Below are 14,562 nucleotides of genomic sequence, written 5' to 3' on the forward strand. Positions count from 1 at the left end.
TGCGGATAGGTTTCCGGGGGATACGTTCCGGCGGACGCACTCCACGGTACGGAGAGATACCGAAAAGTACGGGAGGCACGGGGCCCCGGAGACAGTTCAACGTTCATCTACCCGGACGGCTAGAGGGCCACCGCCCGGAACGATGGGTTCCCGCCATGATCCCGGCGGCCGGAACCCGACGCCCTCCCCCGCGCGTTGAGCGTTCCGTGAGCGAGACCACGACCGGCGGTGGACGCCGCGTCAACAGGCGCACCCTCCTGATCGGCGGCTCGGCGGCCGGTCTCGGCGCGGGTGGCGCGGCCTATGCCGCGCGGGACGAGCTGGCCCGGATGTGGTGGCGGCTGCCCGGAGTCGACAAGCCCCGTAAGGCGGGCGCGGTCGACCAGCCGGGCGCGGAGTGGATCGCGGCCTCGGGTGCGAACTGGCGGTGGGCGGACCGCCCGGCCGACTACGTCATCGACCGGGTGGTGATCCATGTGGTCCAGGGCAGCTTCGACGACGCGGTGCGGGTCTTCCGCGACCCCGGACACCGCGCCGCGGCGCACTATGTGGTGCGCCGCGACGGGCATATCGCGCAGATGGTCCGGGAGCTGGATGTGGCGTTCCACGCGGGCAACCGCTCGTACAACGAGCGCAGTATCGGCATCGAGCACGAGGGGTTCGTGAGCGAGCCGAGCTCCTTCACGGACGCGATGTACCGCGCCTCCGCGCGGCTGACCGCGTCGATCTGCGAGCGGTACGACATCCCCCGGGACCGTGAGCACATCGTCGGCCATGTGGAGGTGCCGGGCACCGATCACACCGACCCCGGCCGCCACTGGGACTGGGACCGCTACATACGGCTGGTGCGAGCGGTGCGCGTGACACGGACGGCGAAGTGACGGACCTGACTCAGGAGCCGTAGACGATGGCCAGCGGACGGCCCGCGCCGTCACCGCTGGTGGGCCTGGTCGCCTTGCTGTCGCCGATGTAGAGCTTCTTGCCGGTGTAGATCATGGTGCAGTCCCCGTAGATGTCCATGCCGGACTCCGCGTCCTTCATGTCGTCCGGGTGGGTCTGGAGCGTGTCCATCGCGAAGTCCTTGGCATCGACGCGCACGACCCCGCCCGCCTCGCTGTACGTGGAGCCCAGGTAGGCCAGGAGCGAGCCGTCGTCATCGGTCCGGATGGGGATCAGCGACCGGTTCTCCGCCATCTTCGTCTTCCCGGTCTCCTTACCGGTCTTCAGGTTCAGGCCGGTGATCCGGTCCCCCGGGCCGCCCTGGTCCACGTCCACCTCCGAGGAGAGGTAGAGGGTGCTGCTCGCCTTGTCGAGGGCGAGTTCGGTGCAGCCCTCCACGCTCGTGGCCGGGCAGTTGGGCTGGTACCCCTTGGCCAGCACGTCGATGGTGCTGAGCAGCTTGCCCTGCTCGGCGCTGTCGTCGATGGTCAGGATGTCCGTGGTGCCGGTCCCGGCGTCCGAGTCGCCGGTGTCGACGGCCACGACGAGCGGCGCGGTGGAGATCACATGCGCGTACTCCACCTTCTCGTCCAGCTTGTAGGACGACTTCACATCGCGGGTCCTGGGGTCGACCGTCTGGACCTCCAGCCGCTTGGTGCTGGAGTCCCTGGTGTCGCAGCCCCGGATCGCGACGATCTTGTCATCGCCGCCCGCGTAGCCGTCGTCGTCGCAGTCCGCGAGGTACGCGGGCTTCCACAGCGGCTTGCCGTCGAGCGACCAGGCTCCCCCGCCGCCGGTGCCGCCCGCGGCGACGGTGCCCCCGCCGATGGTGACCTCGTCGAACCGCACCCCGGCGTTGCCCTCGCTGTCCGACTCCTCCTTCTGCCAGACCAGCTCGCCCTTCTTCAGGTCGACAAGGCCGACCTTGGTGCACAGCGCGTCCTCGCCCGCGCCGTCCCGGAACAGGATCGCGGTCAGACCGTCCTTGGTCATATGCGGGGAGGCCCAGCAGAGCTGTCCGCCGAGCGGAATCCGCCACTTGGCCTTGGCGCCGTCGAGCGAGTAGCCGACGAGCTTGTTGACGTCGCCCTTCACAAAGGCCGAATCCGTCACCCAGGTGCCCATGGTGTTGGCCTCCTTGCCGACCTTCGGCATGGCGACCTTGCCCAGCGTCTTCGCCTGGGCGCCCTTGGACGACGAGCCTCCGTTACCGCCGTCGTCATCGTCTCCGGACCCGCAGCCGGTCACCAGGGTGGCCGCGAGGACCCCGCCCGCGATCAGTTTCAGAGCGGGTTTGGAGCGCCACCCCCGCGACGGCGCCCGCAGCACCCCCCGCGGCTGTGGAGGCCGGTGCGACGGCTGGTGGTGCGGCGGCAGCGAAGGCTGCGACATCGATGAACTCCTGGATTTCCCCGTGAAGAAAACCTGCGCGCGTATCCGGCATGACAGGTTCCGTTGACGGGTAAATCCTTTCCCACGGCTCTCCGCCATTTCAAGCGGAGATTAGTGTTCCGTAGGTTATGTGAAATGGCCGCCGGAACAATTCGAATTCCGTGGTTATGATGAGCGGGCTCGGACGGAGACCGTCGGCGGGGCCGTCAGCTGAGCCCCGCCCCGCGCGCCCGTTCCACCGCCGGGCCGATCGCCTCCGCGACGGCCTCCACATCGGCCTTGGTCGAGGTGTGGCCGAACGAGAAGCGCAGGGTGCCCCTGGCCAGCCCGGGGTCGCTGCCGGTGGCCAGGACCACATGGCTGGGCTGGGCGACACCGGCCGTGCAGGCCGAGCCCGTCGAGCATTCGATGCCCTGCGCGTCCAGCAGCAGAAGCAGTGAATCGCCCTCGCAGCCGGGAAAGGAGAAGTGGGCATTGGCGGGGAGCCGGCCCGCCGGATCGGGGTCGCCGCCGAGGACCGCGTCGGGCACGGCCGTACGGACGACGGTGATCAGCGCGTCGCGCAGGGCGCCGATCTCGCGGGCGAACTCCTCACGGTGCCCGGTGGCATGCGCACCGGCCACGGCGAAGGCGGCGATGGCCGGGGTGTCGAGCGTCCCGGAGCGCACCTGGCGCTCCTGGCCGCCGCCGTGCAGTACGGGCACGGGGGTGTGCTCACGGCCGAGCAGCAGCGCGCCGATGCCGTAGGGACCGCCTATCTTGTGGCCGCTGACGGTCATCGCGGCCAGCCCCGAGGCGGCGAAGTCGACCTCGACCTGACCGAACGCCTGGACCGCGTCGGCATGCAGCGGAACGCCGAATTCGGCGGCGGTGGCGGCGAGTTCGCGGACCGGCTGGATGGTGCCGATCTCGTTGTTGGCCCACATGACGGTGGCGAGGGCGACGTCCGAGGGGTCGCGGGCGATCGCCTCGCGCAGCGCCTCGGGGTGGACCCGGCCGAGGGAGTCGACCGGCAGCCAGTCGACCCGCGCGCCCTCGTGCTCGGCGAGCCAGTCGACCGCGTCGAGCACGGCGTGGTGCTCCACGGGGCTGGCGAGCAGCCGGACGCGGGCCGGGTCGGCGTCCCTGCGGGACCAGTAGAGCCCCTTGACCGCGAGGTTGTCGGCCTCGGTCCCTCCGGCGGTGAAGACGACCTCGCTCGGGCGGGCGCCCAGCGAGGCGGCCAGGGATTCGCGCGACTCCTCGACGGTACGGCGGGCACGCCGGCCGGCGGCGTGCAGCGAGGAGGCGTTGCCCGTGACGGCGAGCTGGGCGGTCATCGCCTGCACCGCCTCCGGGAGCATCGGGGTGGTGGCGGCGTGGTCGAGGTAAACCATGGTGGCCTCGATTCTACGAGGCGTTGTGGGGGTGCGTGGCTGCGCGGCGTTGTTGGGGTGCGTGGCTACGCGGCGTTGTTGGGGTGCGCACCGGATGCGCGGCCGAGCGCGCGGGGGTGGCCTTCTCCCGCGCGGGGGCGGCTTTCTCATGGGTTCGCGCGGCCCCCTCGACAGGGCCGGTAAGGAGTGTCTACGGTTTTACTCATGACGGGCACTGACTGGAAACTGGACCATACCTTCCACAGCTCCTCCGGCGAGGTCCGCTGGGCCGCGCTGGGCGCGCCGGACGCGCCGCCGGTCGTGCTGCTGCACGGGACACCGTTCTCGTCGTACGTGTGGCGGGGCGTCGCCCGTGCGCTGGCCGACCGGTACCGGGTGTTCGTCTGGGACATGCCGGGCTTTGGGGCCTCCGAGAAGCGGGCCGGCCAGGACGTCTCGCTGGCCGCCCAGGGCCGGGTCTTCGGTGAGCTGCTGGCGGAGTGGGGGCTGACCGGGGAGGGGGCGGAACCGGCCGTCGTCGCCCATGACTTCGGCGGCTGCGTCGCGCTGCGTGCGCATCTGCTGCACGGTGCGCGGTACCGCCGGCTGGCGCTGGCGAACGTGGTCGCCCTCGCGCCCTGGGGCTCCCCCTCGTATCGGTTGCTCGGGGAGCAAGCGGAGGTTTTCGGTCGGCTGCCGGGGGCTTTGCACCGGGGGCTGGTGCGGGAGTACATCGCCTCCTGCAGCGCGGCGGGACTGCACCCCGCGGTGCTGGAGCGGCTGGTGGAGCCGTGGTGCGGGGCGGAGGGGCAGCCCGCGTTCTATCGGCAGATCGCACAGAACGATCAGCGGTTCACGGATGAGATCGAGGGGCGGTACGGGGAGATCTCGCTGCCGGTGCTGGTGTGCTGGGGTACGGCGGACTCCTGGATTCCTGTCGAGCGGGGGCATGCCCTGGCCGACCGCATTCCGGGGGCGCGGCTGCGGTTGATCGAGGGGGCCGCGCATCTGGTGCAGGAGGATGCGCCCGCGGAGCTGAGCGTTGTGCTCAGTGGGTTCCTCGGCTGAGGTCTCGTTGGCGGCCGGTGCGGGCCGGTGGCCGGTTGTTCCCCACCCCGCCCCTTCCCGTAACTGGGGCTCCGCCCCAGACCCCGGTCCTCAAACGCCGGACGGGCTGGATTGGGGCCTTGAACGCCGGACGGGCTGGATGGGTTCAGGCGCTCATCCGGAGAAGTTCGGCCGCCAAGCGGGCGATGTGGTGGCGCCAGGCTTTTTGGGCTTCGGCGCGTTCCGCTTCGGCGTCCGACGGACCCGTCTGGGTGAGGATGAGGCGGGCGCCGTGGCCGGTGCCCTTGGTGAGTTCCCAGCGGACCGTTCCGGCGGGGCGGCCGTCGCGCTCCCAGTCGTAGACGAGCACCCGGGGCGGCTGTGCCTCGGTGATCGGGCCCGCCGGGACCGCGTCCGTGCGGAAGCCCGCGGGGACCGGTGCCCCGGCCTCCGGTTCGGCGGTGGCGCCGGTGGCCGGGCCGGTCAGCGCCCGCCAGGCCGTCTCGGCGGGGCGGACCAGCTGGCGCTCGAAGCGCAGCCGCCAGCCGCCGTCCTCGGTGGTCTCCACCGTGCCCTCGGCGAGCCCGAACGCCTCGACGTACTGCTCGTGGAGCTCGGCCATGTCGCCATACGCGACCTCGTCGCCGCCGAGCAGGGCGGCGAGCCCCGTGATGCAGGCGTGCCAGCCGGAGGCGAAGCTGGCCGCGCCGAAGCGGTCGCCGAAGGTGTGGGTGAGGGTCAGCACACAGCCCTCGCCCTCGGGGCGCAGCTCCCAGCGGAGCTCGTCCTCGCCCCAGGTGAAGGCGAAGACATGGGGCGGGTCGAGTTCGGTGACGACGCCGTCCATGTCCGGGCCCTCGCGCCCGGGGAAGACGAAGCCCATCCTGCCCCCGACCTCGAGCTCGACCTGGACCTCGGAGGGGAACCAGTGGGCGAGCTGACCGGGCTCGGTGAGCGCCCGCCAGACCTTCTCCGGGGGATGGGCGAGCCGGCGCTCGATGCGCAGGGCCGAGCGGCCGCCGTCGGACTGGGCGAGGGTGTCTTTCATGGCGCTTCTCCGTCGGGTGCGTCGGTGGGTGCGTCGCGTGCGTCGGGGGGCTCGGGTTCGCCGGTCTCGTCGGGGAGCTCCGGCATCGTGTCCAGGTGTCGTTCGAGCGCGTCGAGACGGTCGGTCCACAGCCGACGGTACGGCGCCAGCCAGGCGTCCACCTCGGCGAGCGGCTCCGGGCAGAGCTCGTACCAACGGCGCTGGGCGTCCCGGCGGACCCGCACCAGACCGGCCTCGCGCAGCACCCGCAGGTGCTTGGAGGTGCCCGGCTGGGTGAGCCCCAGGTGCTCGGTCAGCTCCCCGACCAGGCGGGGCCGCTCCAGCAGAAGGTCCAGGATCTGCCGTCGACTCGGCTCCGCGAGCACATCGAACGGTATGGCCATGGCTCCAACATAACGGCTCGGCTATATAACCACAAGGGAATGCAACCTGTCGGCCGACTGCCTCATCAGGGCTCCTCCGTCGCCGTACTGCGCCGGTTCCACGCCCTTGGGGCCCGCCAGCCGAACCGCATCGCCGCCAGCCGCACCACAAACGCGACGGCGGCCGCGAGCGCACTCGTGGCCGCCGTAAGGGCGTCGAAATGGAGCAGCAGCGCCGCTATCGAGGAGCCGACGAGGGCCGGGACGGCGTACAGGTCCCGGTCCCAGCGCAGCAGCGAGGGCGCCTCATGGGCGAGGAGGTCGCGGAGCACACCGCCGCCGACCGCCGTGGCCATGCCGAGGGTGACGGACGAGGTGAGGCCGAGCCCGAAGTCATGCGCCTTCATCGTGCCCTCGACGCAGAACAGCCCCAGCCCGGCCGCGTCGAAGACCCCCACCGCCGCCGTGATCCGCTCGACCTCGGGGTGGAGGAAGAAGACCAGGGCGGTGGCCACGAGCGGGGTGAAGAAGTAGCCGAGGTCGGTGAAGGCGATGGGCGGCACCGCGCCGATCACCAGATCACGGAAGACCCCGCCGCCCAGCGCGGTGACCTCGGCGAGCACCGCCATGCCGAAGACATCGAAGTTCTTCCGCACGGCGAGCAGCGCGCCGGATATCGCGAAGACGAAGATCCCGGCGACTTCCAGGGCGTGCTGGACGGACGGGGTGAACAGTTCGGTGGGCACCCGCCATTGTTATCCGCGAGCGCCCACGGCCCCGTCCGGACCCCCGTCCCGTCTCAGCTGTCGGTCTTCTTCGTCACCTTCTGTGCCGACCCGGCACCGGGCTTCTCCTCCGGTACCTGGTCGGATGCGTTCTCCGGATGGTGACAGGCCACCTGGTGACCGGTGGCCAGCGACACCAGCGGCGGCTCCTGCTGCTTGCACACCTCGGTCGCCTTCCAGCACCGGGTGTGGAAGCGGCAGCCGGACGGCGGGGCGATCGGCGAGGGCACATCGCCCTTGAGCAGGATCCGCTCCCGCTTGGCGCGCCGCCTGGGGTCCGGCACCGGCACCGCGGACAGCAGCGCCTTGGTGTACGGGTGCATGGGGCGCTCGTAGAGGTCCTTGCGGTCCGCCAGCTCGACGATCTTCCCCAGGTACATCACCGCGATCCGGTCCGACACATGGCGGATGACCGACAGGTCGTGCGCGATGATCACATACGTCAGGCCCAGCTCGTCCTGGAGGTCGTCCAGCAGGTTGACCACCTGCGCCTGGATCGACACATCCAGCGCCGAGACCGGTTCGTCGGCCACGACCAGCTTGGGCTTGAGGGCCAGCGCCCGAGCGATGCCGATGCGCTGCCGCTGACCGCCGGAGAACTCGTGCGGATAGCGGTTGTAGTGCTCGGGGTTGAGCCCGACCAGTGCCAGCAGCCGCTGGACCTCCGCCTTGATCCCGCCCTCGGGGGTGACGCCCTGGAGCCGGAAGGGCGCGCTGACGATCGCGCCGACGGTGTGCCGGGGGTTCAGCGAGGAGTACGGGTCCTGGAAGATCATCTGGACGTCACGCCGCATCGGCCGCATCTGGGCGGTGTTGAGATGCGTGATGTCCTTGCCCTCGAACTCGATCTTGCCCGAGGTGGGTTCGAGCAGCCGGGTGACCAGCCGCCCCATGGTGGACTTGCCGCAGCCCGACTCGCCCACCACGCCCAGGGTCTCCCCCGGCCGGACGTCGAAGTCGAGCCCGTCGACCGCCTGGACCGCACCGGACTGCCGCTGGAGCAGCCCCTTCTTGAGCGGGAAGTGCTTGACCAGACCCGACACCTTGAGCAGGGGCTCGGGCGACGTCGTCGCCTTCTCCGGGACCGTCATCTTCGGATCCTTCGTGTCGGTCACAGCTTCGGCGCAATCTCTTCGGTCCAGATCCGGGTGCGCTCCTCCTGCGTCATATGGCACGCGGAGAAGTGCCCGCCGCCCCCGGCCTCGGTCAGCTCCGGCCGCTCGGTGCGGGTGAGGTTGTCCTTCGGCACATCGGCGTACGGGCAGCGCGGGTGGAAGGCGCAGCCGGACGGCACGTTGATGAGGCTGGGCGGGGAGCCCTTGACCGGGATGAGCCGCTCGGTCTGGTCGCGGTCGATTCGGGGCATCGAGCCCAGCAGCCCCCAGGTGTACGGATGCTGGGGCTCGTAGAAGACCTTCTCGGCCGGCCCGCGCTCGACACAGCGGCCGCCGTACATCACCAGCAGATCGTCGGCGAGCTCGGCGACCACGCCCAGGTCGTGGGTGATGACGATGACCGCGGAGCCGAACTCCTTCTGCAGATCCCGGATGAGGTCGAGGATCTGCGCCTGGACGGTGACGTCCAGGGCGGTGGTCGGCTCGTCGGCGATCAGCAGCTCGGGGTTGTTGACCAGCGCCATCGCGATCATGGCGCGCTGGCGCATCCCGCCGGAGAACTCGTGCGGATAGCTGTCCACCCGCTTGTCGGGCTGCGGGATGCCGACGCGGTCCAGCAGCTCGATCGCGCGCTTGCGGGCCACCTCCTTGGTGACCTCGTGGTGCACCCGGTACGCCTCGATGATCTGGCGGCCGATGGTGTAGTACGGGTGCAGCGCGGACAGCGGATCCTGGAAGATCATCGACATCTCGCGGCCGCGCAGCTTGCGCACCTCGTCGGGGTCGGCGCCCAGCAGCTCCTGGCCGTTGAGCCAGATCTCACCGGAGATCCGCGCCTTGCGGCGGCCGTACTGGCCCGCGGTGTGCAGCCCCATGATGCCGAGCGAGGTGACGGACTTGCCGGAGCCGGACTCGCCGACGATGCCGAGCGTCTTGCCCTTCTCCAGCCGGAAGCTGAGCCCGTCCACGGACTTCACCAGACCGTCGTCGGTCGGGAAGTGGACGTGCAGATCGCGCACCTCGAGGAAGGCGGTGGGGGCGGGCGAGCCCGCCGCGGCCACCTCGCCCACGGCGGCGGTGCCGGTGGTCGGCAGCTCGCCGTCCCCGGGCTGTCCGGAGGGCTTGGTCAGGTCGCTCATCCGAGCCTCACTCGCGGGTCGATGACGGCGTACAGGAGGTCCACGACGAGGTTGGCGACCACGATGAAGACGGCCGCGATCAGGGTGACGCCGAGGATGACCGGCAGGTCCTTCTCGGTGATCGCGTTCACCGCGAGCCGCCCGAGGCCGGGCAGGTTGTAGGTGGTCTCGGTGAGGACCGCGCCGCCCAGCAGCGCGCCCAGGTCGAGGCCGAGCAGGGTGAGGACCGGGGTCCAGGTCGAGCGCATCGCGTGCCGGCCGATGACCACCCGCTCCCGCAGACCCTTGGCGCGGGCGGTACGGATGTAGTCCTCGCCCATGATCTCCAGCATGGTGGCCCGGGTGAGCCGGGCGTACATCGCCGCGTAGAGGAAGGCGAGCGTGATCCACGGGAGGATCAGGCTCTCGAACCACATCGCCGGATCGTCAGCGAACCCCTTGTAGTCCACGTTGACCCACTTCAGCGAGTAGCTGAAGATCGCCAGCGAGAGCAGACCGGTGAAGTAGATCGGCAGCGAGACACCGGCCAGCGCGACCGTCATCGCCGAGCGGTCCCACAGGGTGCCCCGGCGCAGCGCCGAGACGACACCGGTGGTGATGCCGCCCACCAGCCACAGCAGACAGGCGCCCGCGGCGAGCGAGAGGGTGACCGGCATGGCGTCGGTGAGCTGCGGCCACACCGCCTGCTCGGTGCGGAAGGAGTAGCCGAAGCAGGGTGCCGGGCAGTGGGTGACGTCCGTGCCGTTGGCGTAGTCCCGGCCGGCGAAGAGGCCCTGGACGAAGTGCCAGAACTGCACCAGGACCGGATCACCGAGGCTGAGCTTCTGCCGGATGCCCTCGATGGCCGCGGGGTCGGCCTGCTTGCCGACGAACAGCAGCGCGGGATCGGCACCGGCCCACTTCGGGATCACGAAGAAGATGGCGAAGGTCGTAAGGGTGACGACCAACAGCATCACGACGACGGCGAACAAGCGCCGGATGAGATAAGCAAGCACTGTGCGCGGCCCGGGGGTGGCCCGTGATACCCCGGTCTGGGGGGATCACGGGCCACCGCCCGCGGCCATCACCTGCCCTTCGGGCCTATCGGGTGCGGCGATGGTTAACGTGTGCGGCGGATCGGGTGACCGGCCGTCACTTGACGACGCCCAGCTGGGAGTAGTCGTAGCGGCCGTTGTAGGCCGCCGACGAGAAGGCGTTCGTCAGCCGCGAGCTGCGCCAGGTGATGTTCTTCTCGTAGATGAACGGCATCTGCACCGCCAGGTCGCTGACCTTGTGGTTCATCTTCTGGTAGATCGCCCCGGCCTTGCTGGGGTCGGTCTCCTTGAGCGCGTCGTCGAAATACTTGTTGATCTCCGAGTCATTGGTCTCGGAGACGTTGTAGTTACCGGTCTGCTCGATGAAGCGGCCGTCGATCAGCGGCTGGGAGAAGCCCTGGCCGGTGGGGAAGTCCGGGCCCCAGCCGGTCATGGACAGGCCGTAGCCGCGCTTCTTCATCACCGCCGGCGAACCGGTGATGCTGGCGGAGGTGCTGCCCTGGATCGGCTCCACGTTGAGGCTGATGCCGACCTTCTTCAGCGACGCCTGGAGCGCCTCGGCGGCATCGACCTCGGCGGGCTGGTCGTTGCGGGCCACGATGCTGGTGGAGAAGCCGCCCGGCTTGCCGCACTGCTTGAGCTCGTCCTTGGCCTTGGCCTCGTCCGCCTTGCCGCCGCGCTTGAGGATGCCGTACGGGTCGTAGTCGTCCGAGCCCTTGACGCTCTTGGGGAGCATGTTGGTGGCGATGTCACCACCGGCCTGCGGGCCACCGCGGGTGGTCTGGAGCGACTTGTAGTCGGTGCCGTAGATGACCGCCTTGCGGCAGTGGATGTTGTCGAACGGCTTGACCTTGGTGGTGAAGTCGACGTACCGGACGAAGCTGGTGGTGATGTTGTCGACGTTGCCCTTGTGCTGCTTGAGGGCTTCGTTACGGCCCGAGGGAGTCATACCGGTGGCGCTGAGGAAGACGTCGTAGTCCCCCTTGATCATCAGCCGGTCGATCGCCTCGAGGTTGGAGTTGAAGGTGACCGAGACCTTGTCCGGCAGGGCCGGGCGGATCGGGTCGGACGCCTTCTTCCAGTTGGTGTTGCGGACCAGCGACAGGCTCTTGCCCGGGGTGTACGACTGGACCTTGTACGGACCGGAGGAGAACGGCCGGTTGGTGTACTTGGCGCCGGTGTCCTTGTCCGCCTTCACCGGGGAGCCGGTCGGCATCGCGAGCATCTGCTCGAAGTCACCGTTGGGCTTGGCGAGGTTGAAGACGACCGTCTTGTCGTTCGGCGTCTCGATCGCCTTCAGACCCAGCTTGTCCTTGGACTTGTCCTTGTACGGGCCCTTGTACTCGCCCTTGGGGTCCAGGACCTGGCGCAGATAGCCGGGGCCGCCGGAGACGACGTCCTTGGCCCAGATGCGCTCGATGCCGTACTTGACGTCCTTGGACGTGATCGGGGAGCCGTCCTCCCAGGTGATCCCGTCGCGCAGGGTGTAGGTGTAGGTCTTGCCACCGTTGGTGATCTTGCCGGTGGAGGTGGCGAGGTCCGGGGTCAGCTCATTCGCCGCGTTGCCCGGCTTCGGCGTGTAGGAGATCAGTTGGCGCGCGTAGAAGCGGGAGAAGTCCCAGGCGAACCCGTAGTACTGACGCTGCGGGTCGAGGGAGTCGAACTCCTGCTTGTTGATGAACTTGAGGGTGCCGCCCTTCTTGGCGGACTTGGCGGCGACACCCTTCACCGCGGCGTTGAACCCGGCGCCCGAGCCCTCGTCGTCGGAACTGCCCCCACCGCAAGCGGCGGTGGCCAGCAGAGCGCCGACGACAGCCGCCGCTCCGGCGATCCGCCTGCTTCTCGACGAACGTTTCATAGTTGCTGCAACCTCCGGGTTAGAGCGGTCCTAGGCGTGGCGCCGCGGAATACCTTGGAGAGCCGTCTGCCGGATGCGGCAGGGGCTGCTGATGCGTTGGAGTACGACCGGGCGGCCGTGTGCCGCACCGTCATCGGGTGCCCTTCGGATCCAGTGCGTCGCGGACGCCGTCACCGAAAAGGTTGAAGGCCAGCACCGTGACGAAGATCGCCACACCCGGGATGATCATGAACATCGGATCGTCCTCGTAGGTGCCGACCGCCTTGGAGAGCATCTGCCCCCAGGAGGCGGTGGGCGGCTTCACACCCGCGCCGAGGAAGCTGAGCGCGGCCTCCGTGAGGATGTTGGTGGGGATCATCAGCGTCGCGTAGACGGTGATCGGCGCCACCAGGTTGGGCAGCAGCTCACGGAAGAGGATGTAGCGCCGGCCGGCGCCCAGGCTCCGCGCGGCCTCGATGTACTCCTTCTCGCGCAGCGACAGCGTCTGGCCGCGCACGATGCGGCCGACGTACGGCCAGCCGAAGAAGCCGATGACCGCGACCAGGATGGCGATGCGCACTCCGCTGCCGGTCAGTCCCATCAGGTCGTTGGGGAGCACCGAGACCAGGGAGATGATGAAGAGCAGCTGCGGGAAGGCCAGCAGCATGTCCATCACCCGGCTGATCAGCGAGTCCACCCAGCCGCCGAAGTACCCGGCGATGATGCCGAAAATGGTGCCGAGGACCACCGCGACCACCGCCGCGAGGAAGGCCACGAGCAGCGAGATCCGGGCGCCGTAGATGACCCGGCTGAAGACATCGCGGCCGTTGGACGGCTCCACGCCGAAGAGGAAGTCCGAGCTGATACCGCCCAGGGATCCCTTCGGGGTGCCGAACAGCGGGTCGATCTCCTCCTGGTGGAACTCATTGGGCGGATGCCCGAGCAGACTCACGATCAGCGGAGCGAAGATCGCCACCAGTACGAGGAAGACGACAACGATGCCACCCGCCAGTGCGAGCTTGTCCCGCTTCAGGCGTGACCAGGCGATCTGCCGCAGCGATCTGCCTTCGACGGACGCTTTGACCACATCCGCCGCTACATCGGCAGTCGCGACCGGATCGCTGTCCGTGCTCGTGCCGTGCAATGGTGCCGTCATCGTGGTGGAGACCCCTCTCGACCGGTGGTGACCGGCCCACGACTCGCCGCTGTGGCGGCTTTGTTCACAACCTGGGTGAAAGTCGCGTTCTGGTACGGAACCTTTCTGGAAGGGGTCGTACGCAGGAACCGCACCCCTTGGAGCGGGAGTCTTCAACGCGTTTGTGATCACCCGCCAGTACTCCCGGGCAATGGATGCCTAACCGTGATGTGAGGAGTACCGCTCCGCTATACGGACGGTCGCGACACGAGAACGCAGCAGTAACCTCACGCCCGTAATGGGGTGTTCGGCCGGATAGGGGCGGAAGGCCGGTCGGGCAATCCCGTCAATCGGTGCCCGGGGTCATCGGGCACGCGGGGTCGCCGGGCACGCGGAGTCCTGGGCGCGCGGGGTCGTCGGGCCCGCGGAGTCCTGGGCGCGCGAACTCACGGGCGCGCGGGTGAGTACGCGCCGGGGCGCGGTGGCTCCGTACGCGGAAGGCAGTGACTCAGTACGCGGGGCGCGGCGGCTCAGTACGCGGGGCGCGGCGGCGGATAGCCGTAGCCGTACGACGGCGGCGCGGCGGGCGCGGCGCCATAGGCGTCACGGTCGAAGAACGGGCGGGCGTTGGCCCGCATCCACATGGCGACGGGGTCGTACTCGTCCGAGAGCGCGACCGTGGAGACCGGCAGCCCGTCCGGCACGGCGGTGATCGACTGCTCCATCATCACCCGCACCGACTGCACCGCCGCCGCCCCGGTGTCGTACAGATCCAGGCCGATCGCCAGGTACGGGGCGCCCAGCGCGGGTTGCACCCAGGCGCGCCGCAGCGAGCGCACCGCCACGGTGCGATGCGCGTTCTGCCCCAACAGGGCGTAGAACTGCGGGATGTCGATGGCGGGGTCGGACAGCCGCAGCGGTCCGGCGGGCAGCCGGTCCAGACCGCCCGCGATCCGGCGCAGATCCGGCCAGGGGATGCCCACTCCGCCGCCGTGGGCGTGGGGATTGAGCCAGAGGCCGTAGCGGTCGCGGTAGAGCGAGTCGGCGATGAGGCGTCCGTCGACCACCTCATGCGCGCGGTTCCAGCCACTGGCGGCCAGTTCCTGCGCGGAGGTCACACACGGGGCGTAACCGAGGCCCTCCACGTCCATGTTCCCGTACTGGGCGTCGGGCGAGCCGGGCGCGCCGTGCCACAGCAGCATCCAGACCTGGCCCTCGCCGATGGCGTGCAGCAGCGCCTCGTAGGCGTCGTACCGGCCGGGAGCGACCTGCTGCAACGCTCGCTCAACCTGGCCGGCCGCCGCCCCCCAATCCGCGCCCGCGCTCACCTGGGTCCGCCCCTTCTCATCGCCTTGCCCACACCTCACCGGGGAG

13 protein-coding genes are annotated in these 14,562 nt (G+C 69.6%); 2 read left to right on the forward strand and 11 right to left on the reverse strand.

From position 1 onward, the window contains the following. The first annotated feature begins 206 nt into the window (after positions 1 to 206). Positions 207 to 881 carry an N-acetylmuramoyl-L-alanine amidase gene (locus tag NP777_RS14730; RefSeq protein WP_256650583.1) on the forward strand — a complete coding sequence of 225 codons (675 nt, stop codon included), beginning with the start codon at positions 207 to 209 and terminating at the stop codon, positions 879 to 881. Positions 882 to 891: 10 nt separating this feature from the next. Here the strand turns inward: NP777_RS14730 and NP777_RS14735 are convergent, their stop codons facing one another. Further along, positions 892 to 2,331 (reverse strand): PQQ-binding-like beta-propeller repeat protein, encoded by a 1,440-nt coding sequence (locus NP777_RS14735; protein WP_256650584.1) that lies wholly within the window; start codon positions 2,329 to 2,331, stop codon positions 892 to 894. A 206-nt stretch (positions 2,332 to 2,537) separates the two neighbouring features. Continuing rightward, positions 2,538 to 3,707 carry a cysteine desulfurase family protein gene (locus tag NP777_RS14740; protein ID WP_256650585.1) on the reverse strand — a complete coding sequence of 390 codons (1,170 nt, stop codon included), beginning with the start codon at positions 3,705 to 3,707 and terminating at the stop codon, positions 2,538 to 2,540. A 204-nt stretch (positions 3,708 to 3,911) separates the two neighbouring features. Between NP777_RS14740 and NP777_RS14745 the strand changes: the two genes are divergently transcribed. Beyond that, positions 3,912 to 4,754, forward strand: a complete 843-nt coding sequence (locus tag NP777_RS14745) for an alpha/beta fold hydrolase (protein ID WP_256650586.1) — start codon at positions 3,912 to 3,914, stop codon at positions 4,752 to 4,754. Positions 4,755 to 4,899: 145 nt separating this feature from the next. Here the strand turns inward: NP777_RS14745 and NP777_RS14750 are convergent, their stop codons facing one another. The 9 genes from NP777_RS14750 to NP777_RS14790 all read right to left on the reverse strand — a co-directional run bounded on the left by NP777_RS14750 (position 4,900) and on the right by NP777_RS14790 (position 14,516). Further along, the gene (locus tag NP777_RS14750) at positions 4,900 to 5,781 is read right to left on the reverse strand and encodes an SRPBCC family protein (RefSeq protein ID WP_256650587.1); all 882 of its coding nucleotides are present in this window, start codon (positions 5,779 to 5,781) and stop codon (positions 4,900 to 4,902) included. Next, entirely contained in the window at positions 5,778 to 6,164 is a 387-nt protein-coding gene (locus tag NP777_RS14755; RefSeq protein ID WP_256650588.1) for an ArsR/SmtB family transcription factor, read from the reverse strand. Before NP777_RS14755 ends, NP777_RS14750 begins: the two co-directional genes overlap by 4 nt. A gap of 65 nt (positions 6,165 to 6,229) precedes the next feature. Beyond that, the gene (locus NP777_RS14760; protein WP_256650589.1) at positions 6,230 to 6,889 is read right to left on the reverse strand and encodes a trimeric intracellular cation channel family protein; all 660 of its coding nucleotides are present in this window, start codon (positions 6,887 to 6,889) and stop codon (positions 6,230 to 6,232) included. 53 nt (positions 6,890 to 6,942) lie between these two features. Next, positions 6,943 to 8,019 (reverse strand): ABC transporter ATP-binding protein, encoded by a 1,077-nt coding sequence (locus tag NP777_RS14765; RefSeq protein WP_256650590.1) that lies wholly within the window; start codon positions 8,017 to 8,019, stop codon positions 6,943 to 6,945. Positions 8,020 to 8,039: 20 nt separating this feature from the next. Further along, complete coding sequence (locus NP777_RS14770; protein WP_256650591.1) at positions 8,040 to 9,182, reverse strand: ABC transporter ATP-binding protein; 1,143 nt, start codon at positions 9,180 to 9,182, stop codon at positions 8,040 to 8,042. Then, complete coding sequence (locus NP777_RS14775) at positions 9,179 to 10,153, reverse strand: ABC transporter permease (RefSeq protein ID WP_391858509.1); 975 nt, start codon at positions 10,151 to 10,153, stop codon at positions 9,179 to 9,181. Before NP777_RS14775 ends, NP777_RS14770 begins: the two co-directional genes overlap by 4 nt. Before the next feature lie 160 nt (positions 10,154 to 10,313). Next, positions 10,314 to 12,074: an ABC transporter substrate-binding protein gene (locus tag NP777_RS14780; protein WP_256650593.1), complete on the reverse strand. Its 1,761-nt coding sequence runs from the start codon at positions 12,072 to 12,074 to the stop codon at positions 10,314 to 10,316. A gap of 130 nt (positions 12,075 to 12,204) precedes the next feature. After that, entirely contained in the window at positions 12,205 to 13,209 is a 1,005-nt protein-coding gene (locus tag NP777_RS14785) for an ABC transporter permease (RefSeq protein ID WP_256650594.1), read from the reverse strand. A 509-nt stretch (positions 13,210 to 13,718) separates the two neighbouring features. Beyond that, complete coding sequence (locus tag NP777_RS14790; protein WP_256650595.1) at positions 13,719 to 14,516, reverse strand: enhanced serine sensitivity protein SseB C-terminal domain-containing protein; 798 nt, start codon at positions 14,514 to 14,516, stop codon at positions 13,719 to 13,721. Positions 14,517 to 14,562: the final 46 nt, after the last annotated feature.

Source organism: Streptomyces rugosispiralis, from assembly GCF_024505145.1.
GTDB classification, from domain to species: Bacteria; Actinomycetota; Actinomycetes; order Streptomycetales; family Streptomycetaceae; genus Streptomyces; species Streptomyces rugosispiralis.

Coding starts and splice junctions, on each gene's coding strand:
- NP777_RS14735 (WP_256650584.1), bottom strand. CDS start 2,331: ATGTCGCAGCCTTCGCTGCCGCCGCACCACCAGCCGTCGCACCGGCCT.
- NP777_RS14740 (WP_256650585.1), bottom strand. CDS start 3,707: ATGGTTTACCTCGACCACGCCGCCACCACCCCGATGCTCCCGGAGGCG.
- NP777_RS14745 (WP_256650586.1), top strand. CDS start 3,912: ATGACGGGCACTGACTGGAAACTGGACCATACCTTCCACAGCTCCTCC.
- NP777_RS14750 (WP_256650587.1), bottom strand. CDS start 5,781: ATGAAAGACACCCTCGCCCAGTCCGACGGCGGCCGCTCGGCCCTGCGC.
- NP777_RS14755 (WP_256650588.1), bottom strand. CDS start 6,164: ATGGCCATACCGTTCGATGTGCTCGCGGAGCCGAGTCGACGGCAGATC.
- NP777_RS14765 (WP_256650590.1), bottom strand. CDS start 8,019: ATGACGGTCCCGGAGAAGGCGACGACGTCGCCCGAGCCCCTGCTCAAG.
- NP777_RS14770 (WP_256650591.1), bottom strand. CDS start 9,182: ATGAGCGACCTGACCAAGCCCTCCGGACAGCCCGGGGACGGCGAGCTG.
- NP777_RS14780 (WP_256650593.1), bottom strand. CDS start 12,074: ATGAAACGTTCGTCGAGAAGCAGGCGGATCGCCGGAGCGGCGGCTGTC.
- NP777_RS14785 (WP_256650594.1), bottom strand. CDS start 13,209: ATGACGGCACCATTGCACGGCACGAGCACGGACAGCGATCCGGTCGCG.